The following is a 23,761-nucleotide window of genomic DNA, read 5'->3' on the forward strand; positions in this document are numbered from 1 at the left end:
TTCTAGGGAGTACTCGTGAGGACGAGGACACTTTAAGATTGGGAGCCATGAGCTCTCAGCCCCGTCTCTACCCGCGTCTGAAAACGTGGGCGTGGTACGTGCCGGATGATCCGCCGCACGATGACCCCTCCCTTATCTCCACGACGCCGTGGGACGATCCCACGCGCGCGACGCGCCGCCTGCTCGTGGCGCAGCCGCGCGGCGTCATTGGCATCCTCGTCACGATGGTCATCTCCGCGCCCATCGGCGCGCTCACCTCGCTGCTCATCGGCCAGGCCACCGAGCATGCCTTCACCGAGACCTCCTGGGGGACGCTCGGTTTTCCGGTTCTCGCCGTCATGGTGATCCTCTACGTGCAGTATCTCTCCGAGGCCTCCGCGGATGCTTTTACGGATATGTCGCAGACGCGCACCACGCACACGCTGCGCTTAGGTCTGCTCGACCGTCTTTTGGCCTCTCCCGCCGCGCTCAATCCGGGACGCCTACTCAACACGGTGGACGAAGACTCGGACTTTGTGGGCAAGCTCAAGCAGATCCTCAACTTCCCCATCATGATGGTGGGTTACCTCACCGGCGGCGTCATCGTCATCGCCCCCATCTCCTGGCAAGTGGCCATCGCCATGCCCGTGGGCGCCGTCTGCACCGCGCTGGCCTCGTGGGCGACAGCCGGCCCGCTTTCCCACGCGGCGGCGAAGCGCCGCTCCACGCAGGCCGCCTCGCTCGCCATCGCCACGGACGTGGCGCAAGGAAACCGCGTGGTCAAAGGCCTGGGTGCGGGGCCGGTGGCGCGGGAGCGCTACGGGGCATCGGCAGCAACGGCCCTAAATGCCATGCTCGCCGAGGTCCACCTCATGGCGGTCCTGCAATTCGCACGCCAACTCGTGCCCACCTCTTTTGCCATCGGCATCCTCGTGTGGGCGGGCTGGCAGACCTTCGAGGGCGCGATTAACCCCGGCGGAATGATGACGATCACCATGCTCGTTCCACCCGCGATGACCGCCTTGGGTCATTCGCTGGGCATGCTCACCGAGGTGTGGTCGCGTGGCAAGGCGTCTGCCGTGCGCGTGGGCGCGTTGCTGGACGAGCTCGGCGAGGGCGAAGAGCTCCCAGACGCGGATCCTGGCGAGGTCACCGGTCTCGTCGTGTGGAACCCGCAGACCCCGGCCGCGCGTGCGCAGGTCGCCGCATGGACGCGGCATCTTCAGCGCCATCGCGGCGCGCTGTGCCCGCCGCACCGCGTGAGCGTCCTCGAGGGCACACTGGAGGACAATATCGATCCGGAGGGCACCGCCACTGACGTCGAAGGCGCGCTCGAGGCCGCGGCGTGCTCCGATATTGTGCGCCGCCTGGGCGGCTTCGGCTCCCATGGCGAACTGCCCGCCGCTCCCATTGGCGAGGCGGGCTTGAACCTGTCTGGTGGTCAGCGCCAGCGCGTGGCCCTGGCCCGCGCGCTCGCGGCGAACCCGGATATCCTCGTGCTTGATGAGCCGACGACGGGCCTTGATTCTTTGACTCTCGCCGCCGTCGCGGAACGCACGAAGGAGTTCCGGGCCGGTCGCACGACCGTCGTCATTACCTCTGCGGCCACGTGGGCCGCCAACGCGGACAAGGTGGTGACGCTATGAGAAACCGCCACGTCGACGCCCTCGCCCCCGCCACCCCGCGCGAGTCGTGGCGCCTGCTCAAGTCCCTGCCGTCCGCGCCCTCGCGCGGCTGGCTGTGGCGCATTGCCCTCATCTTCGCCGCCACCATCGTCATGATGAACCTCGGCTCGCAGCTCCTCGGGCGCATCGTGGACCTCATCAATGGAATGTCGCTTCCCGTCCTCGGGTCCGGTCGTTCCGCCATGATTGCGGCTCTCGTGCTCATCGGTCTCGCGCTGCTCGCCGAGCAGCTCGGCCGCACCGTGGGCGGCTACCTCCTCCAGTCTCGCTCTCGGCGCCTGGCCACGGACCTGCGCACGGACGCGCTCGACTCCGTCCTGCGCGCCCCCGTCCCGCGCATCATGGAGCTGGGCACCGGCAACGTCATTACCCGCCTGTCCAAGGACATCGATAACGTGGTCATGGCCGTGTCCATGATGGGCGAGCGCCTCGCCATCACGCTGTTCATCCTGCCGATTACGGCGGTGACCATGCTCTTCATCCATCCGGCCTACGCCCTGCTCTTCCTCGTGGCTGCCGCCATCATGTACCCGTTTATCAAGGGCACCATCCGCGACATCCCTGCCGTGGCCAATTACGTCTCCTCCTCCGAGGCGACCCGCAATAACATCCTGCTCGACACCATCCGCGCGCTGCCCACCCTGCGCGAATACCACCTGGGTCCCTGGGCCACGCGCCGGATGGAGCGCCAGTCCTGGGATACCGTCCAGGCCTGGGCCGATAAGGTTCCGCTCGTCAACCGGATCATCGGCCAAGGCACGCTCACCTTCGGCATTCTCCTGCTCGGTTCCCTCGTGATGTCCGTGCCCATGGTCCACTGGGACTGGATTACCCAAGGCCAGGCCGCTGCCGCGGTCCTGCTCGTCACGCGCCTGGAGATTCACGTCTTCAACATCCTGTTCTTCGCGGGCGAAATCCAGTACGCCGTCACCTCGCTCGGCCGCGCGGTCTCCCTCGCCACCCTCGCGGGCAACGAGGGCACCTCCGAGGGCCCGGTTCTCACCGCGTCCCCGGCCGTCACCATCGAGGGCCTGTCCTACTCCTACCCCGGCGGCGAGCCCGTCCTCCGCCACGTCGATCTGGAACTCGCCGCGGGCACCACGACCGCCTTGGTCGGGACTTCGGGCGCGGGCAAGTCCACGCTCGCCGCGCTCGTCGCGGGCCTGCAGTATCCCAGCGCCGGCCGCATCCGCGTGGGCGGCATCGACACCGCCACGGTGCCCAACACCTGGGTCACCCAGCACGTCGCGCTCGTCACCCAAGACGTCCACCTCTTCTCCGGCACGCTCCGCGAGGATCTCCACATGGCAGGCCCCGAGCTTTCCGATGCCGCCCTCCTTTCAGCGTTGGCCGCCGTCGGGCTTACGCCCGACACGGCCGCCTGGGAGCGCGACCTGCCGCTGGGCCTCGACACTCCCATCGGAGCCGGCAACAACGAGGTGAGCGCCGAGGTCGCCCAGCAGATCTCGCTCGCCCGTATGGTCCTGCGCCAACCGCCGGTCCTCATCATGGACGAAGCGACCTCCGAGGCTGGTTCTGAGCACGCCGCCGTCCTCGAGTCCGCCGCCCGCACCGTCGCCGAGGGCCGCACGACCTTGGTCGTCGCCCACCGCCTCGACCAGGCCCGCGAGGCCGACCGGATCATCGTCATGGAGCAAGGAGAAATCGTCGAGGACGGCAACCACGCCTCGCTCATGGAACTGGGCGGCCGCTACGCCCGCGCCTACCGCCAGTGGGAAGGCTCCTCAACAGAAAGCTCCTAGACTGGGTGGCATGACTATGTCGACCGAACATTCTGACAATAATCCCGACGACCTCCCAGACAATCGTCTTGAGCTCCGCCCGACTACGGAAGCGGACCGCACCTACATCGCACGACTCAACTTCCTCACGGACACCTTCGGCGATGAGCACGGCACCGTGCCCGCCGAGTTCGATGAGGACTTCACCTTCTACGTTGATGACTGGCAGCCAGAGCGCGGCGGCTTCATCGCCTGGCGCGGCAACATTCCCGCCGGCGGCGTCTGGCTCAACTGGGGCACGGACGAGCGCCACGGCTATGGCCACGCCGAGCCCGGCATACCGGAGATCGCGCTCGCCGTCGAAGGCCGCTACAAGAGTCAGGGCATTGGCACCGCACTCCTCCATGCCGCTACGGAGCTCGCCCGTGAGCTCGGTGCCCCCGGCATCTCACTGTCCGTGAAAGACACGAACACCCGCGCTGCGCGTCTCTACCGCCACGTCGGCTTCACGGACATCCCCGCCTCAGACGCGCACGGCTATTCCATCCTTATCAAGCGTTTCTAGCTTGTAGAGGAACGCCTCCACGAGGATTCCTGCGCCCAGAACCACCGTGAGCCCCGACCGATTCGGTCGGGGCTCACGGTGACTCTTTCTCTCAAAGGTGTCCCATAAGCGGTGTCTCACGCCGCTACCCCGGGACCCGGGGCTCTCTCTATCTCTCTCAAGGTATGCGCCCTCTCACAAGCGCATGAACTCATTATGGAGGGCGTGGCTGACGAGAGCCGCACACACGGCTGCGTGGTTTCTGGGAGTTGCTGCCAGTTTTCCTGGCACAGGATCTTCGTCACTTCTGCCCCACTAGTTAACTCCTTTACCGTGTCGCTGCGGAAATGCGCCGATTTAAATGGCAGACTGTAGCTTTCCTACAGTCGTTTTCATAAAGGTGTTGCCGTGTCTCGTCGTCTTCCTGCTGTTCTTCTCGCGCTTGTTCTCGCTGCCGCGCCGTCTGCACAGGCGGATCCGCTACAGGACTTCGCGCAGATGAGTTCGCAGGCGCAAGGCTCATGGGACAAGGCAGTGCGCGACGCTGAGATTGCTGCCTATAACGCCCTGCCGAGTGAAGCACGTGCCTACGTGCCGGATCCACGACCGAAGGCTCCGGCAACGGACAAGGCCCAGAAGAAGCACAAGAGCGCTCGCCCCGCGTGCCCCAACTGTGTGGCACTCACCTTCGATGATGGCCCCGCGGCCAGCACAACCCAGTTGCTCGACATCCTGGACCGCCACGACGTCACTGCCAGCTTCTTCGTCCTTGCGCCCAACGCGAGTGCGCACCCGGAACTGCTGCGCCGCATGGAGGCCGCAGGCCACACAATCGGCAACCACACGGCGAGCCACAAGGAACTCAACAAGATGGATAAGGCCAGCGTGGACCGGGAAATCGCGGCGGGCAACGCCGCGATCAACGCCGCCGTCGGCCATGGCAGCCGCTGGGTGCGCCCGCCGTACGGCGCCACGAATGCCACCGTCGCGCAGTCCACGCGTGAAGCCGGCGCCGCCCAGGTCCTATGGAGCGTCGATACCCTCGACTGGAAGACGAAGAGCCCGCAGCAGACGTGCCAGACCGCAGTCAACGAGGCGCAGGCAGGCAGCATCGTTCTCATGCACGATATTCACCCGACCACGGTCGCGGCGGTCGACTGCGTCATCGACGGCCTCGAGGCCAAGGGGCTCACAGCGGTGAGCCTTGACGAGATGATTCCCAACCCACAGCCGGGCCGGACGTATACTCAGCGCTAAACCATGATTGATTTCAGCCAGCCCGCAGACGTCGTCGCACCGCAGCTCCTCGGCGCGGTGGTGCACTTTCATGATGTCGCGGTGCGGCTCACAGAGGTCGAGGCCTACCTCGGCGAACACGACGAGGCAGCCCACACCTTCAATGGGATGACCCCGCGCAACGCCACAATGTTTGGCCCGCCCGGGCGGCTCTACGTCTATACGTCCTACGGCATCCATCGCAATGGCAACCTCGTGTGTGCGCCCGAAGGCACTGGCCAGGGCGTCTTGCTGCGGGGCGGCGAGATTATTGGGGGCATCGAGATCGCCCACGCCCGGCGCGGAGAGACCCCGGACGTCAATCTGGCGCGCGGCCCGGGAAACCTAGGAAAGGCGCTGGGGCTCACGCTCGAAGATAACGGCGCGCAGCCGGTTATCGAGGAGCCGCAAGAGCCCGTCGAGTGGGTGCGTGGCCCGCGCATTGGCATCTCGAAAAACGCGGACGCCCCGCTGCGTTTTTGGATTCCGTTCGATAAAACGGTCTCACGCAAGCGGGGACTGCCCAGCTAGCAGCAGTCTTCTTCCTCGATGCCGATGGCGATGCGGTGCATGGCCTGCCCAAGCTGGCGCACCTGTGCGCGCGTGAGACGATCAATGACAATGCGGCGCGCGGCCTCGACGTGGCCCGGCGCAGTGGCAACGACGGTATCCCAGCCAGCCTCGGTGAGGATGGCAACGGTAAAGCGGCCGTCGGAGGGATCGGGCTCGCGGCGAACCCAGCCGTTCTTCTCCAGGCGGGTAACGACCTGGCTCAGACGCGAGAGCGAACCGCCCGTGATGTGCCCCAACGCGCTCATGCGCATGGTGTGCTCCGGTGCCTCAGACAGGCGCGACATGACGGTGTAGTCATAAAAGCTCATGCCTGCGTCCTTGCGCAGCTGACGGTCGAGCTTGTTAATGAGCTGGAGGTTTACATACATTAACGAGGAAAAAGCATCGAGCTCTTCCTCGTCCAACCAGCGGGGTTCCGACGGTTCATTCATGGACTCAGATTAACACACCCTAAACCTCATTCTTGCATGACAAGGGGTTGGAATAACTTTAACCTTGAAGCGTTGCATGATACGTTAAAGCTTGAAGTTAAACGAAGGAGAACGGCATGACCACCATCGCCGAAGCAATGAACCCTGCCCGCCCCGCTGGCGGCCTCTACGATCTGCGCGAGCGCACTATCCCCCTGGCGGGCCTGCGCCGCGAATGGGAGCTTTCCGATGGCCCCCTCCCCTCCCTGTTCATCAGCCACGGCGCTCCGCCGGCGCTGGGCGACCATGAGTGGATGAATGCGCTCTACGACTGGGCGCAGACCTTCCCCAAGCCGCGCGCCATCGTTGTGGTCTCCGCACACTGGGAAAATGCTCCGGCCGCGCTGAGCGCCTCTGCTGCTGGCACTCCGCTCTACTACGACTTCTCCGGCTTCGACCCGGAGTACTACACGCTCAAGTACGAGACCCCGGACGCGACGGATCTCGCCCACCGCATCGCAGGCATGCTCGGCTACCAACCGGTCTATCAGTTTTCGAACCGCGGTCTCGACCACGGCGCGTTCATCCCGGTCATGGCCATGTACCCGGCTGGCGACGTCCCGGTGCTCCAGGTTTCCATGCCGAGCCTCAACCCGGGCGATCTTCTCGATCTGGGCGAGAAGCTCCGCCAGCTGCGCCACGAGGGTGTCCTCGTCATCGGCTCCGGCTACATGACGCACTCCTTCGAGGTCTTCCGCAACCCAAACCGCGTTATGGGCTACCTCGATGCCTTCGACGAATGGGCCGCCGAGCACATCCACGCCGGCGATGTCGATGCCCTCATGGACTACATGAATAAGGCCCCGGCCGCCCGCATCGCGCACCCGACCGCGGACCACTACGTCCCACTGCTGCTCGCCATGGGCGCCGCCGATGACCCCCGTACCGCGCGCACCGTCTTCGAGCGCCTCGGCCTGGGCAACCACATCCGTTCGGTAGAGATACGCTAGGGCCCTCCTCCGGAATTTTTCGCCGACGAAGCCTTCAGATCTGCATGGATCTGGAGGCTTCGTCGGCAAAACGCCCGTGCGCTCCACCTCCTTGCCGTCGGACCAGCCCGGTGGTAAAAACGGCAGAAGCCGACAGCACCGTCGGCGTTGCCCCGGGGAGAACACCATGGACTTCATCACGCACGGCCCACGTGCCACCTTCACTATGGACTGCGACGGCTACGTCACCGCTCAGCACACGACGCAGATCGCAGCGCTGCACGACATCTGCGCACACTATCTGCCTGAGCTCTTCATGGACTCACCCGCCTGGAAGGAAATCCGCAGCTTCCTGAGCCAACCGCTCGAGGGCTGGTGGTACGTCTTCGGCCACAGCGTCGTCGTGCCCGTCGCCACCGAGGACGAGCGAACGACATTCTGGGTACCGGGCTCCGAGAACACGGTCTCCGCGGCCTCAGACCTTCTCCGCGGGCCGCTGCCCGCTGAGCCGGCGTGGTCCGGCGAGCGGCTCTTCGAGTCGCCGCTCGAGCTGCCTGCAGCCCCTGACCTCGACGCCCTGCTCGCGGCAGCGTACGGCTACCCCATCGTCTTGCGCCCCGGGCACTGGTACACCGACGGCACGCGCCCGCTATGCTACATCGACAACGCGGCCGGCTTCTGGTCGCCCACCACCAAGGAGCCGCTGGTCGCTGCTGGTATCGCCTCCCTCGCTCCGCTCGACGTTCCGCCGGTGCGTGAGCCCGACGACTTCCTTGAGGGGCTCTCCGCTGATCCCGCCGACCACATCCCCGGCTCATGGTGCATCGCGGAGGGCGTCGCTGACGCGAACTTCGTCTTCCTCCATCGCGCCGATGATTCCGGCATCACTGTCGTCGACATCCGCCCGCACGCTGCGGGACCACGCGTCCACACCCTCAACGCTGGACGCGTGACGGTGAGCACGACGGACCGCGTCGATATTCCGTAGAGGCCGTCGTTGCGCACATACGCAAAATCCTCTCCGCGGCACGATACGGAGAGGATTTTCCAGTTGTGGAGCATAGGGAGAACCACAAGCAAACATGCGAAAGCGCAGGTCAAGATAATATTATGACGAGACGGCCAAAACTTATTCTCTCTATTTTCTCTTGGGACACCTAATTTCCCCCAGGGCAACAAGCCGATCAACCGTGAACAGCTGAGAAATTACATCGCAAACTTCTATCACCCCAATATCCCCTGCAGCCAAGCACACAAGCGTGTTGTCCCCACTCAACAAGCCACGAAACACACTACCCGCCAACGTCGCTAACAGCCGTTCTTTGCGGACTCGCAAACGTAACCTGGCACTGTTGAAACATCACGCCACCGAAGCATGTGCAGGGCAGACAACCCAAGGAGGGGCCTAGAGTTGAAGTCCGACGCTGGTCACCTTCAGATAATAGCACAAGGTTTCGCCCTGATTCTAAGCTTCAGATTCAAGGAAACACCCCCTCTACAGCGTAGGTTCAGCGCTGTTAGCAGTGAACCTGAACAGGGACGCACAAGCGTTCAGCTACTTTGCGTTTCCCCAGTCTGCTGCCATGCGATTTGGTTTAATGAGATCCATGCACAAGTATTCAGCTCTCATAGCAGTTGCTTCTCTCTTTGCTCTCTCCGGCTGCAGTAATGGTGTAGACAACGTCAAGTCTGCCGTGGGCCCTTCTGTTGAATCACTTGACGAAATCTCCGAGATTTTCGAAGATACTCAAGATCTTTCATGCATGGAGCTCGACGAAATGATCCAGGACATGGCCGCCAACATAGACGACCCAGATGTAAATATCACTGGAGCTACCAGCTGCTTTGACTTACTCGATTCAGACACAAGCGCAATGATATTCAAGTTTGAGGGCCCAATTAAAGACATGGTCGAAGCTACGGAGGGTGGCCCCTTTGCAGGCGCGACTATTGCCTACGGACGAAACTGGGTTGTCGCCTGCGAAGGAATGGCGGATTGCGGAGCAATCACCGATGCAATCGGTGGCTCATTGAAAACTACCTAGCAAGAGCAGGAATCTAGGAACAACTCTTTCCGGGGAGGAAAATGGTAGTTGGCGTGGGCATCCCTCGAAAGCTCACCCGTCGGGCACCACAAACGGTCCTCAACCAGACGCCCCAAGGACCACTCTGCACTCACCCAGAACGTAGAAAACCCCCTCGGGTTACGCGCCTGACTAGGCAGAAAGCGCACCCCCGAGGGGTTCTTGACGCACTCAAATCTTTGTATCCAAAGTTGAGTACAAATGGTGGAGCATAGGGGAATCGAACCCCTGACCTTTGCATTGCGAACGCAACGCTCTACCAACTGAGCTAATGCCCCAGTACCTGAAAACGGTACTCCTGCTCACTTGGATTTCAAAACTGCGACAACAGGGCGTTAGTCGCGGGTCAGAACCGCCAAGGCCCGATGATTGATGAAAACTTTCCCTCGGCCAACCCGGTTTTCCTCAAGGATCCCCAGTTCCACTAGGTGATGCAACCACGAAGCGGCCGTTTGTCTTTTTACTAGTCCGGTATCCATCACATCTTGGATGCGCAGATAAGGCTTGATGAGCATCAATTCCACCATCTCCTTTGCCGGAGCGATGACACCAGCGGTACGAATTTCCTGCGCCGTCGTCTCCTGCAACGCGCGTAGATCCGTAATCATGTCTGAAGCGTCAACCGCTGCGGCTCGGACGCCATTGATCATAAAAAGCAACCACTCTTCCCACCGCCCCACAGCCGTAACTGCGTTCAGACGCTTGTAGTATTCGGCCTTGTGCTCGACGATAAAGCCAGATAGGTACAACACGGGTAGCTCGAGCAGCTACTCTTGGAGCAGATAGAGAACATTGAGAATTCGCCCTGTGCGGCCATTTCCATCGTAAAAGGGATGGATCGCCTCGAACTGATAGTGCAGAAGCGCCATCTTTACGAGGGAGTCGACGTCATGTTCCGAATAGATGTAGTTTTCCCACGCTGCAAGATGCTTCTCAATGACTTCCTTGCCTTCTGGAGGGGTGTAGATCCGTGTTTGAGTAAGCGGATTTCCAATGCACGTTCCGGGCAATGACCGGACATCGGCTTCCGTATCAAGAAGGCGACTGCAAACAACTCGCGCCGTCTTTTCACTCAAGGGCCGTTCATCAAGTGACTTCACACCAGCTCCCAACGCGAAGCTTTACCGCAAGGCCTCTTTTGTAGCCGGGGTAGGCTCAGCATCAACCTGCCATGCAGCACGAAACAGTTCGTCGTTTGTTGTCACGATATTCTCGATTGCGGACGAAGCACGTGCCTCTCGCAGCGGAATCGTTGACGTAATGATGTCCGGGTTAGGAATCAGCTGGCATGCTGTACGCAACTCTGCGAGTTTTTCTTTCGCATCGATGATGGCCTTCAGAACCGGGACAGTCTCAACGACGTCCGCAGGCGGCACGGGACAGTCTCAACGACGTCCGCAGGCGGCAACGGCGGAAGTTCATTGAAGGGCTGTTGCGGGTCAAAATGTGGGAAGCCTGGCGCTATCGACATGTCGATAGAATAAACAGGTCCGACGGACATGTCGATTTTTCACGAAAAAATCGACATGTCGCGCGAACGTGTCGATTTCATCGACATGTGGTGGCTAGAGGTCCTCGCGCCACATGCGCTCGGGCTCAGCACCATCGGAGAGATCGGCGTCTCCGGGCTGGGTCTGCTGCATGTAGAGGAAGGCCAGGTGACGCTCGTACACGTCGAAGCCCAGCGAGCCGGTGAGGTCGTAGACCTCGAGGCGATAGTAGAGGTCGGACGAGGGGGCATCGGAAGCCTCGTCGAAGTCGGGGCGCTCAGCGGCGACGGGGAAGAACTGGTAGCGGAAGTTGCGCTCGTGCTCGAGGTCGACCTGGAGGCGGAGCTGGGGCAGGCCGAACTCAGGAAGCTCGCTGGTGAGCAAAAGGACCTGGTAGCCGCGGGCGCGCATCTGCATGGCAACCTTGTGGAGGGCCACGGTGGCGGTTCCGCGCAGGTAGGTGTCCATCTCCGCCGTCGTGGGGAAGGCGTTGACGCGGTCGAGGCGGCGCCCCGCACACCACAAAGACCCGGCACCTTGCGGTGCCGGGTCTTATCTGTGGAGCATAGGAGAATCGAACTCCTGACCTTCTGCTTGCAAAGCAGATGCTCTACCAATTGAGCTAATGCCCCGTGTTCCTGGTGGGCCTAGCAAGAATCGAACTTGCGACCTCATCGTTATCAGCGATGCGCTCTAACCGACTGAGCTATAGGCCCTCATTGCGGAACGAGATGTAACTTTACATAGTAACCACGCAATTACACAAATCGCCTGGTTAAGACATAAAAAGCGCCGGCCCAAAAGGCCGGCGCACATGCAACGGATTAGTAGTCCGTCAGCCGCAGAACGAAGCCGCCAAAGAGGTCGACGACCGCGTTGTACATCACGGCCAGCAACGGCGCGAGGATGGTCATGAGCACCGCCATGATCGCCCCGAAGAGCGCGCCGATGGACAGGACCATGCCAAAGGTGATGGTGATGCCACCACCCACGTCGCCGATGAGGCTATTGAGTGAGTCCCACACGCCAGCCATGTCCATGCCGAACCACACGAGGCACAGCGCGAGCAGCCAGGCCACCAGCCCGATGAGCGAGAAGGCCAGGCCAACGCGGAACGCAGAGAGCGGTGCGATGCGCTTGAGCGTTACGTCTCGTCGTGCCATGAATTACTCCTCGGTATTGGTGTCAGCGTCGGAATCAGCGTCGGCGCCAGAGTCCGCAGCCGGGGCACCCGGGAGGTGCTCCTGCTGGACGTCCTCGACGGTCTTCTCACCCTTGGCGACGGCCTCCGCGTTTTCCTCGCCATCATCCTCAACGTTGCGGTCGATGGCAAGCAGCTCGACGCCCTCGGCGAGGTCGACGAGGCGCACTCCCATGGTCGCGCGCGAGGACGGGCGAATCTGGCCGACCTCGGTGCGCACGACGCCGCCGGCAGAAGTGATGGCGAAGATCTCGTCATCTTCCTCGACGGCGATGGCGGAGATGAGCTTGCCACGCTTCGGGGTGTACTTGAAGGTCATGACACCAAGGCCGCCGCGGCCTTGCTGCGTGTATTCCTCGATGGCGGTGCGCTTGCCGTAGCCGCCGGAGGTAGCCACGAGCAGGAACTGGCCGTCGTTGACGACGGACATGCTCAGCAGCTGGTCGTCGCCGCGGAAGCGCATGCCCTTCACACCGGCGGTCGCGCGGCCCATCGGGCGGAGCTGATCATCATCTGCGGTGAAGCGAATGGCCTGGCCCTGTTCAGAAGTGAGCAGGATGTCGTCGCCCTCGGAGACGAGGGAGGCACCGATGAGCGCGTCGCCCTCGTTCAAGTTGATGGCGATGAGGCCAGCGGAGCGCGCGGACTCGTAGTCGGTGAGGCGCGACTTCTTCACGCGGCCCTGCTGCGTAGCGAGGACCAGGTAAGGAGCGTCCTCGTAGGACTGAATCTGGATGACCTGGGCGATCTTCTCTTCCGGCTGGAACTCCAGCAGGTTAGCCACGTGCTGGCCGCGGGCGGCGCGACCTGCCTCGGGCAGCTCATAGGCTTTGAGGCGGTAAACGCGGCCGAAGTTGGTGAAGAAGAGAATCCAGTCGTGCGTGGAGCAGACGAAGAAGTTCTTCACGATGTCGTCCTGCTTGAGCTCCGCGCCGCGCACGCCCTTGCCGCCGCGCTTCTGCGACTTGTACGAGTCGACCTTCGTGCGCTTGGCGTAGCCGGTAGACGTGATGGTGACAACGACGTTCTCGCGGGCGATGAGATCCTCGTCCGTGACGTCGCCGGTGGCGGCCACGATGCGGGTGCGGCGCTCGTCGCCGTACTTCTCGACGATCTCGACGAGCTCGTCGTGGACGATCTGACGCTGTCGCTCCTCGCGGGCCAGGATATCCTTCAGATCCGCGATCTCGCGCTCGATCTCCGCCAACTCGTCGATGATCTTCTGGCGCTCCAGGGCGGCCAGGCGGCGCAGCTGCATGGCGAGGATGGCGTCTGCCTGGACGTCGTCGACGTCGAGGAGCTGCATCAAGCCGGTACGCGCCTCGTCCACGGTGGGCGAACGGCGAATAAGGGCGATGACCTCGTCGAGCATGTCGAGGGCCTTGACCAGACCACGCAGGATGTGGGCGCGCTTCTCGGCCTCATCCAGGCGGAACTGGGTACGGCGCACGATGACCTCGATCTGGTGCGCCACGTAGTAGCGCAGCATCTGGTCGAGACGCAGGGTGCGCGGCACGCCGTCCACGATGGAGAGCATGTTCGCGCCGAAGGAGGTCTGCAGCTGCGAGTGCTTGTACAGGTTGTTGAGCACCACGCGGGCCACGGCGTCGCGCTTCAAGGTGACAACAATGCGCATGCCCACGCGGTCCGAGGATTCGTCTTCAATCTTGGAGATGCCCGCGATCTTGCCATTAGCCACGGACTCCGCGATATTGGCCACCATGTTGTCCGGGTTGACCTGGAACGGCAGCTCGGTAATGACGATGGTCTGGCGGTTGCCCGCCTCCTCAATGGAGGTCACGCCGCGCATGCGGATGGAACCACGGCCGGTCGTGTACGCATCCTTGATGCCCTGGTCGCCCACGATGAGGCCGGCCGTCGGGAAGTCCGGGCCCTTCACGCGCTCCATGCACGCTGCGAGCGCTTCTTCCTCGGACGCATTCGGGTTGTCAAGCAGCCAGTAGATAGCCTCGGCCAGTTCGTTCAGGTTGTGCGGCGGGATGTTCGTCGCCATACCCACGGCGATGCCGTTCGAACCGTTCATGAGCAGGTTCGGCACGCGGGACGGCAGGATGTCCGGCTCCTGGGTCTTGCCGTCGTAGTTCGGGGAGAAGTCCACGGTGTTTTCGCGAATATCGCGAACCATCTCCATGGCCAGCGGCGTCATGCGGCACTCGGTGTAACGCATAGCAGCCGGGCCGTCGTTACCGCGGGAACCGAAGTTTCCCTGGCCGTCGACCAGCGGGTAGCGCATGTTCCACGACTGCGCCAGGCGGACCAGCGTGTCGTAGATGGCGGAGTCGCCGTGCGGGTGGAACTGACCCATGGTGTCCGAAACCGGGCGTGCGGACTTCACGTAGCCGCGCTCCGGGCGGTAGCCGGAGTCGTACATCGCGTAGAGAATGCGGCGGTGCACCGGCTTCAGGCCGTCGCGCACCTCAGGCAACGCGCGGCCGACGATGACGGACATGGCGTAGTCGATGTAGCTCGACTCCATCTCCTCGTTGATATCAATGGGGTGAATGCGATCAAAAAGATCGCCGTTGTTGTCATCACTCATAACCGCTGATTCTACCCTCTACAGCCCGCAGAAGCCTCGAACCGCACCCGAACGGTATCACGGTGATACCATCTCCATCATGGCCATGACCCTTCGCCTCACCCCCGACCAAGACCACGCGCTCACCCTGCTCGCCTCCGCGCAGGGCACGAGCAAGCACGAGGCCGCCGTGCGTGCCATCGTCACCGCCGCGGCCCGCACGCTTTCCGATGCCGCCGTCCAAGCCACCGCCCGCGAGCTCCTGCCCGGACGCGCCGCCCTGGAGGCCGAAATCCGCAGGTCACGCGCATGAGTCCCGAGCAAATCCTCCTCATCGCACGGGAGTTCTGCGCGCGTTACGGCACAACGGTGACGGACTTTGCGGCGCTGGTGGCGGGGGCATCGGCAAGCGCGGCGAAGGTAGAAGGAATCCCCGTCCACGCCGACGCGCGGCAGGCGGCCGCGGCCCTGCGGCGCGTGCTCATCGCGGTCCCGGCACTGGGGGCCTACAACAAAGAATTCGCCGATTATTGCGCCCAGGTATTCCTCCGTGTCGCCGCAACCAGGTAAGTTAGACGTTTATGAAGTTCAAGAATCTCGCTGCTGCCGCGCTCACCGTCACCGTACTGGGCGCTGCCGTCCCTGCTGCCTCCGCTGACACCGCCCAAGACCTCATCAACAACAACCAGGGCAAAGGCTTCCAGCCGGGCAAGGACGGCGACTCGTTCACCGGTTCCTCGCTCACGGACGTCGCTTCCATTGCCGTGCCGTCCTTCCTCGGAGTCAAGCTCATCGCGGACAACACGCCGCTCAAGGATCCGATCAACGCATTCGCACAGCAGGTGGGCCTGGGCGGTTCCTCCACGGGCATTTCCTTCGACCTCGAGCAGCTCGCTCGCAACGCTGGCCAGCCGCAGATCGCCGACCAGATTGCCGCTTTCAAGGCCGGCTCGTCCCGCTAGGAGTACGCATGTCTCACCTTTCCCAGCTTCTCGACGGCGCGACGCGTCAGGCCGTCATCAACGACGTCGCCCAGCTCATCGACACCGTCGTCGCTGAGCAGTCCGGTATCACCGGCATGGCAATCAAGGGCGCGGTCTCCGCAGCAAAGAAGACGGATGCCAACGTCCTGTCCAAGGTCGTCGCGCAGGTCCTCCCGGATGTCCTCGGCGAGCTCGAGCCCACGTGGCAGGAGTTCGAGGCCTCCGGTCAGTCTGACTTCGCTGCGTTTGTGGAGCCGCGCTCCGAGCAGATCGCGGGCTCGATCATGAACATCGCGGACAACAAGTCCCAGCAGGTCAACAACGGCGCGTTCCTCAAGGCGTACAACGCGCTGCGCGGCAAGGCCGTGAAGATTGTGACCCCGCACGTGCCGGCGCTCGCCCGCACGCTCGCAGCGCACATGTAACTTCACTGCGTTGTCTGCCCCGTCTTCGGACGGGGCTTTTCGCGTGTAAGGTAGCGCGCATGCTTTCTGAAGAAAACAATTCCTTCTCCGGTGTCGGTTCCTTTTCCGGGTTCGTGCGTGCCCGCCACTCCCCGCGCTCCTACCTGCCAGACGTCGTCCCCACCGAGGTCATCCGCGAGGTCCTCCTCGACGCACAATCGGCACCGTCGAACTCCAATACACAGCCGTGGAACGTCCACGGCATCGAGGGCCTCGAGCTCTAACGCTCCTCCGCCGGATTTCAGAACGACGAAGCTCGCAGATCCGCGAGTTTTTCGCCGCTGTGTGTTCTGAAATCCGCGCCCACAACGACGAAAGCCTCCGGACCACATCCGGAGGCTTTGTCATGCGTGCTTAGACGTCGAGGAAGCGAACGTCCTTCGCGCGGCGGGTAATGAAGGAACGGCGAGCCGAGACATCGTCACCCATGAGGATGGAGAAGAGCTCGTCGGCGCGCTGCGCGTCTTCAAGGTCGACGCGGCGCAGGATACGGGTGGACGGGTCGAGCGTGGTCTCCCACAGCTCGGACGCATTCATCTCGCCCAGACCCTTGTAGCGCTGGATGCCGTCGTCCTTGTTGATCTTGCGGTTGTTCTCCAAGCCCTCGGCGAGCAGCTTGTCGCGCTCGTCGTCAGAGAAGGCGTAGCCGGGCTCGCCCTTGCCCCACTTGAGCTTGTACAGCGGCGGATTCGCCAGGTAGACGTGGCCGTCCTCGACGAGCTGCGGCATGAAGCGGAAGAGCAGCGTGAGCAGCAGGGTCGCGATGTGCTGGCCGTCGACATCGGCATCGGCCATGAGCACGATCTTGTCGTAGCGCAGCTTGGAGATGTCGAACTCCTCGTGGATACCGGTGCCCAGAGCCGTGATGATGGCCTGAACCTCGGCGTTCTTGAGGACCTTGTCCATGCGGGCCTTCTCCACGTTGAGGATCTTGCCGCGCAGCGGCAGGATGGCCTGGAACATAGAGTCGCGGCCGGCCTTGGCGGAACCGCCTGCGGAGTCGCCCTCCACGATGTAGAGCTCGGAAATCTTCGGGTCCTTGGAGCGGCAATCCGCGAGCTTGCCGGGCAGGCCGCCCAGGTCGCCGGCGGACTTGCGGCGCACGAGTTCGCGCGCCTTGCGAGCCGCAGCGCGAGCGTGTGCGGAGGACACAGCCTTGTTGATAATGACCTTGGCCTCGGCCGGGTTGGCGTCGAACCAGTCATTGAGGTGCTCGTTGACGGAGCGCTGGACAAAGCCCTTGATCTCAGAGTTGCCGAGCTTGGTCTTGGTCTGCCCCTCGAACTGGGGGTCACCGACCTTGACGGAAATGACGGCGGCAAGGCCCTCGCGGCAGTCATCGCCCGAGAGGTTGCCATCCTTTTCCTTGATGAGCTTGTGCTCCTTCGCGTAGCGGTTCATCAGGGAGGTGAGCGCCGCGCGGAAGCCCTCTTCGTGCGTGCCGCCCTCGTGCGTATTGATGGTGTTGGCGAAGGTGTGGACGGACTCCTTGAAGCCCTGGTTCCACTGGAGAGCGACCTCGACCTCGTGGTCCTCGCCCTTCACGTCGAAGGCGACGATGGTCGGGTGAATGGCCGTCTTGTTCTTGTTCAGGAACTCGACGTAGTTGAGGAGGCCCTGCGGGTAGTGGTAGGTGACTTCCTTATTCTTCTTCGCCTTCGACTCTTCCTCAGCGGTGGCCGACTCTTCCGCGTCGAGAGCATCGAGGCTCACGGGGGCATCACCAGCGTCGGCGATGGCCTCGAGCTCGGCCTGCTCGGCCGACATGGTGCGGTGGTCGCGCAGGACGATGGTGAGGCCCTTGTTGAGGAAGGCCATCTCCTGGAGACGGCGAGCGATGGTGTCCCAGTTGAACTCCGTGGTCTCGAAGATTTCGGCGTCCGGCCAGAAACGGATGGTGGTACCGGTGCCACGGGCGTTGCCGCCCTCTTCGAGTGGTGCAGGGATGGCATTCTCGAACTTCTGGTACCAGTGCTTGCCGTCGCGTTTGATCTCGGCTTCGACGCGGGTGGACAGGGCGTTGACGACAGAAATACCGACGCCGTGGAGGCCGCCGGAAACGGCGTAGGACTCAGAGTCGAACTTGCCACCGGCGTGCAGCTGGGTCATAACAACCTGGACGGTCGGAGCGCCGGAGGCGTGCATCTCGACCGGGATGCCGCGGCCGTCATCGATGACCTCGACTCCGCCGTCATCGAGCAGGGTGACGGTGACCTTGGTGGCGTAGCCTGCCATGGCCTCGTCAACGGAGTTGTCGACGACCTCCCAGATGAGGTGGTGCAGGCCGCGTACACCAGTGGAGCCGATGTACATGCCGGGGCGCTTACGGACGGCCTCGAGGCCCTCAAGGATCGTAATTGACCCGGCGTCATATGCGTGTTCTTCAGCCACGGAAACGTGTACTCCTTTTGGCTAGCAATAAATTTTAGACCCTGACTATCTTACACCGTGTCCCCCTACTGAGAGGCACCCGAAACCCGTCAGACACCCAAATTTGGCGCTTTTTGAGGGTGTGACAGAAGTGAACTATCCGTAGGTGTCATCAGAGCCTTGGCGCTTGACCCACTGCGGACCCTGATAGTTACGGTGTTGCTTGGGCCCGGTAATGCGCAGCTCAGCGATGATGTCGGGGCCGATTTCAGAAGCAATCTTTTGTAGGATCTGGCGTTGCATCATGCGCAGGTTGGTCGCCCACGTCGAGGAATCACACGAGACGGTAAGGACCTTCTCTTCAATCTTCTCGGGCCGGCAGTGCGCGGCGTTGAGTTCGCCCACGACATGGTCCCAGTGGCCGAATATCCAACCGTGCCCCAGTTCATCCTCCCAGCCCTGGTCACGCACGGTGCGGCGCAGGACGTCCCCGAGCTGCGGCACGCCGATGCCCCGTCGCTTCGCGTAGCCGTCCGCGCCAGTCTCCCGGCCGAGATGTTTCACGGCGCGGCGCGCAGCGCGCTCGTCAAGGGTGCTCGCGGGCTTGGGCTCGGTAAGCCGCAGACGCGCGACCGGCTTATTGAGCCGGGGTGGATTCTTCGAGGCGGCGCGGGCGGCGTCGACGGCATCCTGGATAAAATCGCCCATCAGTCGCCTACCTTCGCGATATGCGAGATGCGGCCGGCGCCCTCCGGCAGGTCTTCGACCGTGACCTCGTAGCGCACGATGGGCTCGAGGTTGCCCGGCAGGTCTTCATCGACGGCGGCGGTAATGAGCACCTGTTCAGCCTCGGCGGCGAGGTGGACGAGCTTTTCACGACGCTTCGCGTCGAGCTCCGCAAAGACGTCGTCGAGAACAAGGATGGGATCCGAGGCGCCCGAGCCATCCGCCGCGCGCAGGATGCGGAACTCGGCGAGGCGCAGGGAAATCGCATAGGACCAGGTCTCACCGTGGGAGGCGAAACCCTTCGCTGGCTGCGTGCCGAGGTGTAGCAGGAGGTCATCACGATGCGGGCCCACGAGCGTCATGCCGCGCTCAATCTCGCGCTGGCGCATGGAGGCGAGCTCCGTGAGCAGCAAGGCCTCGAGCACGCTGCGGTCCGAGCAGTCGATGGAGGACTTGTACTCCACGTGCGCGGGGCGCGACTCGGGCGCGAGTCCGGCGTAGGAGTCTGCGATCTGCGGCGCGAGGGCATCGAGAAGCTCGAGGCGTGCGGTCATGACCTGGGCACCGAGGGTGGCCAGCTGCCCGTCCCAGACGTCGAGTGTGGACAGCGCCGCGGCGCCGTCATCGTCGCGGTAGCCGCGGCGCAAGGCCTGGGAGGCGTTCTTGAGCAGGGCGTTGCGCTGCTTGAGCACCTTGTCGTAATCCGCCTTGACGCCAGCTAGGCGTGGGCTACGCGAGGCAATGATGTTGTCGAGGTAGGCGCGGCGCGTGGCTGGCTCGCCGCGCACGAGCCCCAAGTCCTCGGGCGAGAAGAGCACGGTCTTCACCACGCCGAGCAGCTCGCGCGGGGTGGACAGGCGCGTGCGATTAATTTGCGCCTGGTTGGCCGCATGCGGCTTGATAAGCAGATGCGTAGTGAGCTCGCGGCCGTGGTTGACGACGGTGAGCGAGACGCGGGCGTTCTCCGCGCCTTCGCGCACGAGCGGGGCGTCGTGGTTGACCCGGTGCGAGCCTAGGTGTGCGGTATACCCAATGGCCTCGACGATATTGGTCTTGCCAAAGCCGTTGCGGCCGACAAAGAGCGTGATTCCCGGGGTAAGCGCGAGCTTGAGCTCGGGCCACGACCGGAAGTCGCGCACGTTGACGTCGCTGACGTACATAAAACCTTCTGTTTAGCCCGGCAGGCGGACCGGCATGAGCAGGTACGTGAAGTTCGTCTCCGGCGTGGGGAAGTTGCCGTCTGCGTCCGCTTCCGGAAGCGACTCCGGCTCAGGGATCATGATCGCCGGGCGGGAGGGCTCGGTGAAGCCAAAGACCACGCGGTCGCTGTGCATGACCGCGAGGCCGTCCTTGAGGTAGCCCGGGTTGAAGGCGATGATGAGCTCGTCCGGACCGGCGAAGGCACACTGCAAGGTTTCCTGCGCCTGGCCGGAATCCGAGCCTCCGGCCTGGAGGACGACCTGGCCCTCGGAGAAGTGCATGCGGATCTGGGCGTTGCGCTCCGTAAGCAACGAGACGCGGCGGATGGCGTCCTGAAGGGCGGAGACTTCCACGTTGGCGATGGCGGTGTGCGTCTTAGGCAGCAGCGGCGCGACATTCGGGAAGTCTGCGTCAAGCATGCGCGTGGTGGTCTCGCGGGCCTCGGTATGGAGGCCAAAGAGGCCATCGGCCGCGATGTTCTCGCTCGTACCCACGGCGATTTCCACCGGAGTGTTGAGGTGGGTGTCGAGGGAGCGCGCGCTGTCCTGCAGGGTCTTCGCTGGGACGAGGAGATCAGCCTCGACGGACTCGGAGACCGGCTCCCACTCGACGGTGCGCATGGCGAGGCGGAAGCGGTCCGTGGCGGTGAGCTCGATGGAGGGGCCCTTCACCGACAGGTGGATGCCGGTGAGCATGGGCAGCGTGTCATCGCGACCCGCGGCAGCGGCGACCTGGCTCACGGCTTCGACGAAGAGCTGCGGGTTCATGCGGCCAGTGAGCTCCGGCAGCTGCGGCAGCTGCGGGTAATCCTCGAGCGGGATGATGGGCAGCTCGAAGCGGGAGGAGCCACACGACACGAGGACCTTGGTGTTGTCATCCGCCTGGATGTCGACCGGCTTATTGGGCAGAGAGGAAACAATGTCCGCGAGCAGCTTGCCGGCGACGGCCGTAGTGCCCGGGGTCTCGATCTCAGCAGGGATACGCACGCGCGTGGAGACCTCGTAGTCAAAACCCGTGAGTTCCAGACCGGACTCGTCAGCCGTGATGAGCATGGCACGCAGAACCGGCTGAGTGACCTTGGACGGCAGGCTGCGTGCTACCCATGCGACGGCGTTCGCCAGATCATCCTTGGCCACACGGAACGACACGGGAGTGGTGTCCATCGTTGCGCATCTCCTCAATTGTTGTAACGCGCTGCTGGGCGGGCGCCGCAGGCACGTAAATACTAGTAATTCGGTATTCCAACTTACCGCATGGGGAGTGCGCGGGTGGGCCTAAGGATAGGGGCGAAATAAAGCTGCGCGCCTTATTGAAAATCCCCTCGATCCCTTAATGAAAATAGACCAGGCACAAAGGCGAATGGCCATTCGTACGCCCCGCCGGGCGAACGAGGCCCGATTTCACACACCCCATTTCTCGCGAAATCCTTCTTGAGAAAAAGGTAGTAGTAGTAATAGGCGGTGTGGAATCTGTGGATAACCCTCGATCGGCGCTCGTCACCGGCGCTTTTCGGGGTGTCAACAGTGGTGTGAGATCGCTGTGATCAACGCCAAACTTCTGTGATCAACTTTTTTGCATATGAAGTTATCCACAGATAAGCCCGGGTTGATCAATCGTTATGCACGTGACTGATCACAGCGGCGCGGGCGCCGAGGCTTGCTTGTGGAATCGCTCAAAGTGAGCGACAACACCTAATTACAATAGTGGAATTACACAGTTGTCACAAGCCCTGTGGAATTTAGTCCGCGCAGGTGGACGCCCCATTCCCCGGCGTGCCTGTGGATAACTTTGTCTACAGGCGGCCCTAAAACGCCGAAAACCGCCTCCCCGGAGGGGGAAGGCGGCATCGGAAAGCGAGGTTTAATGCCCGCCGGACTGGACGCGGGAGGTGAGCTCCTGGATTTCGTTGTAGGTCTGGCGGTTCTCGTTCATCTCCTTGGAGATCTTGCGCACCGCGTACATGACCGTCGTGTGGTCCTTGCCGCCGAACTCGTCTCCAATCTTGGGCAGGGAGAGCTCGGTGAGCTCGCGGCAGAGATACATCGCGAGCTGACGCGCGTGGGCGATGGCGCGGCGCTTGCCGGCACCGCGGAGATCGTCCGGGTCAATGGAGAAATACTCGGCGGTGGCCTCGATGATCGCCGCGGCCGTAATCTGGCGGCCAGCGTTATCCGGGACGAGGTCGCGCAGCGCGATCTCCGCCATCTCCATATTGATCGGCTCATTAACAAGAGAGGAATACGCAGAGACACGGATGAGCGCGCCCTCGAGCTCGCGGATGGAATTCTCGAAGCGTGAGGCGATGAGCTCCAAGACCTCGCGGTCGATCTGCGTGCCATCCGCTGCGGCCTTCTTCATGAGAATGGCGATGCGCGTCTCCAGGTCTGGCGGCTGAATATCCGTAATGAGACCGCCCTCGAAGCGGGTGCGCAGGCGGTCTTCCAGCGTGGTGAGCTGTTTGGGTGGACGGTCCGAGGACAAAATGATCTGCTTGTTGGCCTGGTGCAACGCGTTGAAGGTGTGGAAGAACTCCTCCTGCGTGGACTCCTTGCCTTCCAGGAACTGGATGTCGTCGACCATGAGGATATCGAGGTTGCGGTAGCGCCGCTTGAAGGACTCCTGGCGGTCATCACGCATGGAGTTAATGAAGTCGTTGGTGAATTCCTCCGAGGATACGTACTTCACGCGCAGGCCCGGGTGCAGGAGTTTTGCGTAATTACCAGCCGCGTGGAGCAAGTGCGTCTTGCCCAGGCCGGAGCCGCCCCAAATAAACAGTGGGTTGTAGGCCTTCGCCGGGGACTCCGCGACGGCGACGGCCGCGCCGTTGGCGAAACGGTTGGAGGAACCGATGACGAAGTTCTCAAAGGTGTGCTTCGGGTTGAGCGAGGTCTCGCGGTTGGGATCGTGCGCGGGAACCTCACGCTTGATGCGTCCCGCCTGCTCAGCGGCGGTTTGCTGGGGTCCCTGCTGCACGCCGGCCGAAGACCCCTGCGCCATCTGGTGCGCGATCTCCCGGGCGGAGCGCTGCGCGGCCTGCTGCGTGTTATAGGCATCGGCCAGTTCGTCTAGGCTCGCCGGGCCTGTGGGCTGCTGGGTGGCATACGTGTCATTCCAGCTGGTCGCCGAGGTCTGTGCTGGGCGCGACGCGAGCTGCGAGGCATCCATCTGCTGCGGGCGGTGCGGGGGCTCCGGTTCCGGCTCGGGTTCGGGCTCTGGCGCCGGGGCCGCGACGGACACGGCCAGGGAGAACGGCCGGCCGAAGTAGCGCTGCAGGGCGTCTTTGATATGTGAGCCCAATTCGACCTCGAGGATCCGCTTGGCCTTGTCATCCACCGTGGCGAGGAAGGCGTAGCCGTTATCAATCATGAGCGGCTGTGCGAGCTGGAGGTAGATGCGCTGGTTGTGAGTGAGCGTGGGCACGGAGGAATCCGGACGCTCCGATCTTTCGATGAGATCGGCAACGACGGCATGCCACGTCTCGCTGGTGTTGGTGGGCTGTGTCATGAC

Annotated in this window: 22 protein-coding genes, 3 tRNA genes and 1 pseudogene; 13 read left to right on the top strand and 13 right to left on the bottom strand. The window is 62.9% G+C overall.

The window, feature by feature from the left end; translation table 11 throughout:
• Positions 1-47 precede the first annotated feature (47 nt).
• The 5 genes from HMPREF2559_RS13440 to HMPREF2559_RS10405 all read left to right on the top strand — a co-directional run bounded on the left by HMPREF2559_RS13440 (position 48) and on the right by HMPREF2559_RS10405 (position 5,756).
• A complete protein-coding gene (locus tag HMPREF2559_RS13440; RefSeq protein WP_066492791.1) occupies positions 48-1,625 on the top strand; it encodes an ABC transporter transmembrane domain-containing protein in 1,578 nt (525 codons plus the stop codon).
• Positions 1,622-3,427: an ABC transporter ATP-binding protein gene (locus HMPREF2559_RS10390; protein WP_066492789.1), complete on the top strand. Its 1,806-nt coding sequence runs from the start codon at positions 1,622-1,624 to the stop codon at positions 3,425-3,427. Before HMPREF2559_RS13440 ends, HMPREF2559_RS10390 begins: the two co-directional genes overlap by 4 nt.
• Positions 3,428-3,443: 16 nt before the next feature.
• The gene (locus tag HMPREF2559_RS10395; RefSeq protein WP_066492788.1) at positions 3,444-3,971 is read left to right on the top strand and encodes a GNAT family N-acetyltransferase; all 528 of its coding nucleotides are present in this window, start codon (positions 3,444-3,446) and stop codon (positions 3,969-3,971) included.
• A gap of 387 nt (positions 3,972-4,358) precedes the next feature.
• Complete coding sequence (locus HMPREF2559_RS10400; RefSeq protein WP_066492787.1) at positions 4,359-5,207, top strand: polysaccharide deacetylase family protein; 849 nt, start codon at positions 4,359-4,361, stop codon at positions 5,205-5,207.
• Positions 5,208-5,210: 3 nt separating this feature from the next.
• Positions 5,211-5,756 (top strand): DNA-3-methyladenine glycosylase, encoded by a 546-nt coding sequence (locus tag HMPREF2559_RS10405; RefSeq protein ID WP_066492782.1) that lies wholly within the window; start codon positions 5,211-5,213, stop codon positions 5,754-5,756.
• Here the strand turns inward: HMPREF2559_RS10405 and HMPREF2559_RS10410 are convergent.
• Positions 5,753-6,229, bottom strand: coding sequence for a MarR family winged helix-turn-helix transcriptional regulator (locus HMPREF2559_RS10410; protein WP_066492778.1), 477 nt, complete (start codon positions 6,227-6,229; stop codon positions 5,753-5,755). The two genes, HMPREF2559_RS10405 and HMPREF2559_RS10410, sit on opposite strands and share 4 nt — an antisense overlap.
• Before the next feature lie 116 nt (positions 6,230-6,345).
• Between HMPREF2559_RS10410 and HMPREF2559_RS10415 the strand changes: the two genes are divergently transcribed.
• From HMPREF2559_RS10415 to HMPREF2559_RS10425, 3 genes are all read left to right on the top strand, one after another.
• Positions 6,346-7,218 carry a DODA-type extradiol aromatic ring-opening family dioxygenase gene (locus HMPREF2559_RS10415; RefSeq protein ID WP_066492774.1) on the top strand — a complete coding sequence of 291 codons (873 nt, stop codon included), beginning with the start codon at positions 6,346-6,348 and terminating at the stop codon, positions 7,216-7,218.
• Between the two features lie 166 nt (positions 7,219-7,384).
• Entirely contained in the window at positions 7,385-8,185 is an 801-nt protein-coding gene (locus HMPREF2559_RS10420) for a hypothetical protein (RefSeq protein WP_066511161.1), read from the top strand.
• A 619-nt stretch (positions 8,186-8,804) separates the two neighbouring features.
• Complete coding sequence (locus HMPREF2559_RS10425; RefSeq protein WP_148138815.1) at positions 8,805-9,242, top strand: hypothetical protein; 438 nt, start codon at positions 8,805-8,807, stop codon at positions 9,240-9,242.
• Between the two features lie 241 nt (positions 9,243-9,483).
• Here the strand turns inward: HMPREF2559_RS10425 and HMPREF2559_RS10430 are convergent.
• The 7 genes and pseudogenes from HMPREF2559_RS10430 to gyrA form a co-directional block, all read right to left on the bottom strand.
• Positions 9,484-9,559: transfer RNA gene (locus HMPREF2559_RS10430), tRNA-Ala, on the bottom strand.
• A gap of 57 nt (positions 9,560-9,616) precedes the next feature.
• Positions 9,617-10,782: pseudogene (locus tag HMPREF2559_RS10435) on the bottom strand (Fic family protein).
• A gap of 64 nt (positions 10,783-10,846) precedes the next feature.
• Positions 10,847-11,296, bottom strand: coding sequence for a hypothetical protein (locus HMPREF2559_RS10440; protein ID WP_070540651.1), 450 nt, complete (start codon positions 11,294-11,296; stop codon positions 10,847-10,849).
• Positions 11,297-11,330: 34 nt separating this feature from the next.
• Positions 11,331-11,403 (bottom strand) — tRNA-Ala (locus tag HMPREF2559_RS10445).
• 7 nt (positions 11,404-11,410) lie between these two features.
• A tRNA-Ile gene (locus HMPREF2559_RS10450) sits at positions 11,411-11,487 on the bottom strand.
• Positions 11,488-11,595: 108 nt separating this feature from the next.
• Positions 11,596-11,934 carry a DUF3566 domain-containing protein gene (locus HMPREF2559_RS10455; protein WP_066512601.1) on the bottom strand — a complete coding sequence of 113 codons (339 nt, stop codon included), beginning with the start codon at positions 11,932-11,934 and terminating at the stop codon, positions 11,596-11,598.
• 3 nt (positions 11,935-11,937) lie between these two features.
• Positions 11,938-14,532, bottom strand: coding sequence for a DNA gyrase subunit A (gene gyrA / locus HMPREF2559_RS10460; RefSeq protein WP_070540654.1), 2,595 nt, complete (start codon positions 14,530-14,532; stop codon positions 11,938-11,940).
• 79 nt (positions 14,533-14,611) lie between these two features.
• Between gyrA and HMPREF2559_RS10465 the strand changes: the two genes are divergently transcribed.
• From HMPREF2559_RS10465 to HMPREF2559_RS10485, 5 genes are read left to right on the top strand one after another with little or no spacing between them, the layout of a single operon-like run.
• Positions 14,612-14,824, top strand: coding sequence for a CopG family transcriptional regulator (locus HMPREF2559_RS10465; RefSeq protein WP_066492756.1), 213 nt, complete (start codon positions 14,612-14,614; stop codon positions 14,822-14,824).
• Entirely contained in the window at positions 14,821-15,081 is a 261-nt protein-coding gene (locus HMPREF2559_RS10470) for a cell filamentation protein Fic (protein ID WP_066492754.1), read from the top strand. The genes HMPREF2559_RS10465 and HMPREF2559_RS10470 overlap by 4 nt, the downstream gene beginning before the upstream one ends.
• An 11-nt stretch (positions 15,082-15,092) precedes the next feature.
• On the top strand, positions 15,093-15,473 hold the full coding sequence (locus HMPREF2559_RS10475) for a hypothetical protein (protein WP_066492752.1): 381 nt from the start codon (positions 15,093-15,095) through the stop codon (positions 15,471-15,473).
• An 8-nt stretch (positions 15,474-15,481) separates the two neighbouring features.
• A complete protein-coding gene (locus tag HMPREF2559_RS10480; protein ID WP_066492751.1) occupies positions 15,482-15,919 on the top strand; it encodes a DUF6918 family protein in 438 nt (145 codons plus the stop codon).
• A 59-nt stretch (positions 15,920-15,978) separates the two neighbouring features.
• Positions 15,979-16,182, top strand: coding sequence for a nitroreductase family protein (locus tag HMPREF2559_RS10485; RefSeq protein ID WP_066492749.1), 204 nt, complete (start codon positions 15,979-15,981; stop codon positions 16,180-16,182).
• A 130-nt stretch (positions 16,183-16,312) separates the two neighbouring features.
• Here the strand turns inward: HMPREF2559_RS10485 and gyrB are convergent, their stop codons facing one another.
• The 5 genes from gyrB to dnaA form a co-directional block, all read right to left on the bottom strand.
• Positions 16,313-18,349, bottom strand: coding sequence for a DNA topoisomerase (ATP-hydrolyzing) subunit B (gene gyrB, locus HMPREF2559_RS10490; protein WP_066492747.1), 2,037 nt, complete (start codon positions 18,347-18,349; stop codon positions 16,313-16,315).
• A gap of 135 nt (positions 18,350-18,484) precedes the next feature.
• On the bottom strand, positions 18,485-19,036 hold the full coding sequence (locus HMPREF2559_RS10495) for a DciA family protein (RefSeq protein WP_070540657.1): 552 nt from the start codon (positions 19,034-19,036) through the stop codon (positions 18,485-18,487).
• Positions 19,036-20,214: a DNA replication/repair protein RecF gene (recF, locus tag HMPREF2559_RS10500; protein WP_066492740.1), complete on the bottom strand. Its 1,179-nt coding sequence runs from the start codon at positions 20,212-20,214 to the stop codon at positions 19,036-19,038. Before recF ends, HMPREF2559_RS10495 begins: the two co-directional genes overlap by 1 nt.
• A 12-nt stretch (positions 20,215-20,226) precedes the next feature.
• A complete protein-coding gene (dnaN, locus tag HMPREF2559_RS10505; protein WP_066492738.1) occupies positions 20,227-21,417 on the bottom strand; it encodes a DNA polymerase III subunit beta in 1,191 nt (396 codons plus the stop codon).
• Between the two features lie 697 nt (positions 21,418-22,114).
• Positions 22,115-23,758 carry a chromosomal replication initiator protein DnaA gene (gene dnaA, locus HMPREF2559_RS10510; protein WP_066492734.1) on the bottom strand — a complete coding sequence of 548 codons (1,644 nt, stop codon included), beginning with the start codon at positions 23,756-23,758 and terminating at the stop codon, positions 22,115-22,117.
• Positions 23,759-23,761 lie beyond the last annotated feature (3 nt).

Source organism: Corynebacterium sp. HMSC072G08 (assembly GCF_001809185.1).
In the GTDB taxonomy this organism is placed as follows: Bacteria; Actinomycetota; Actinomycetes; order Mycobacteriales; family Mycobacteriaceae; genus Corynebacterium; species Corynebacterium phoceense.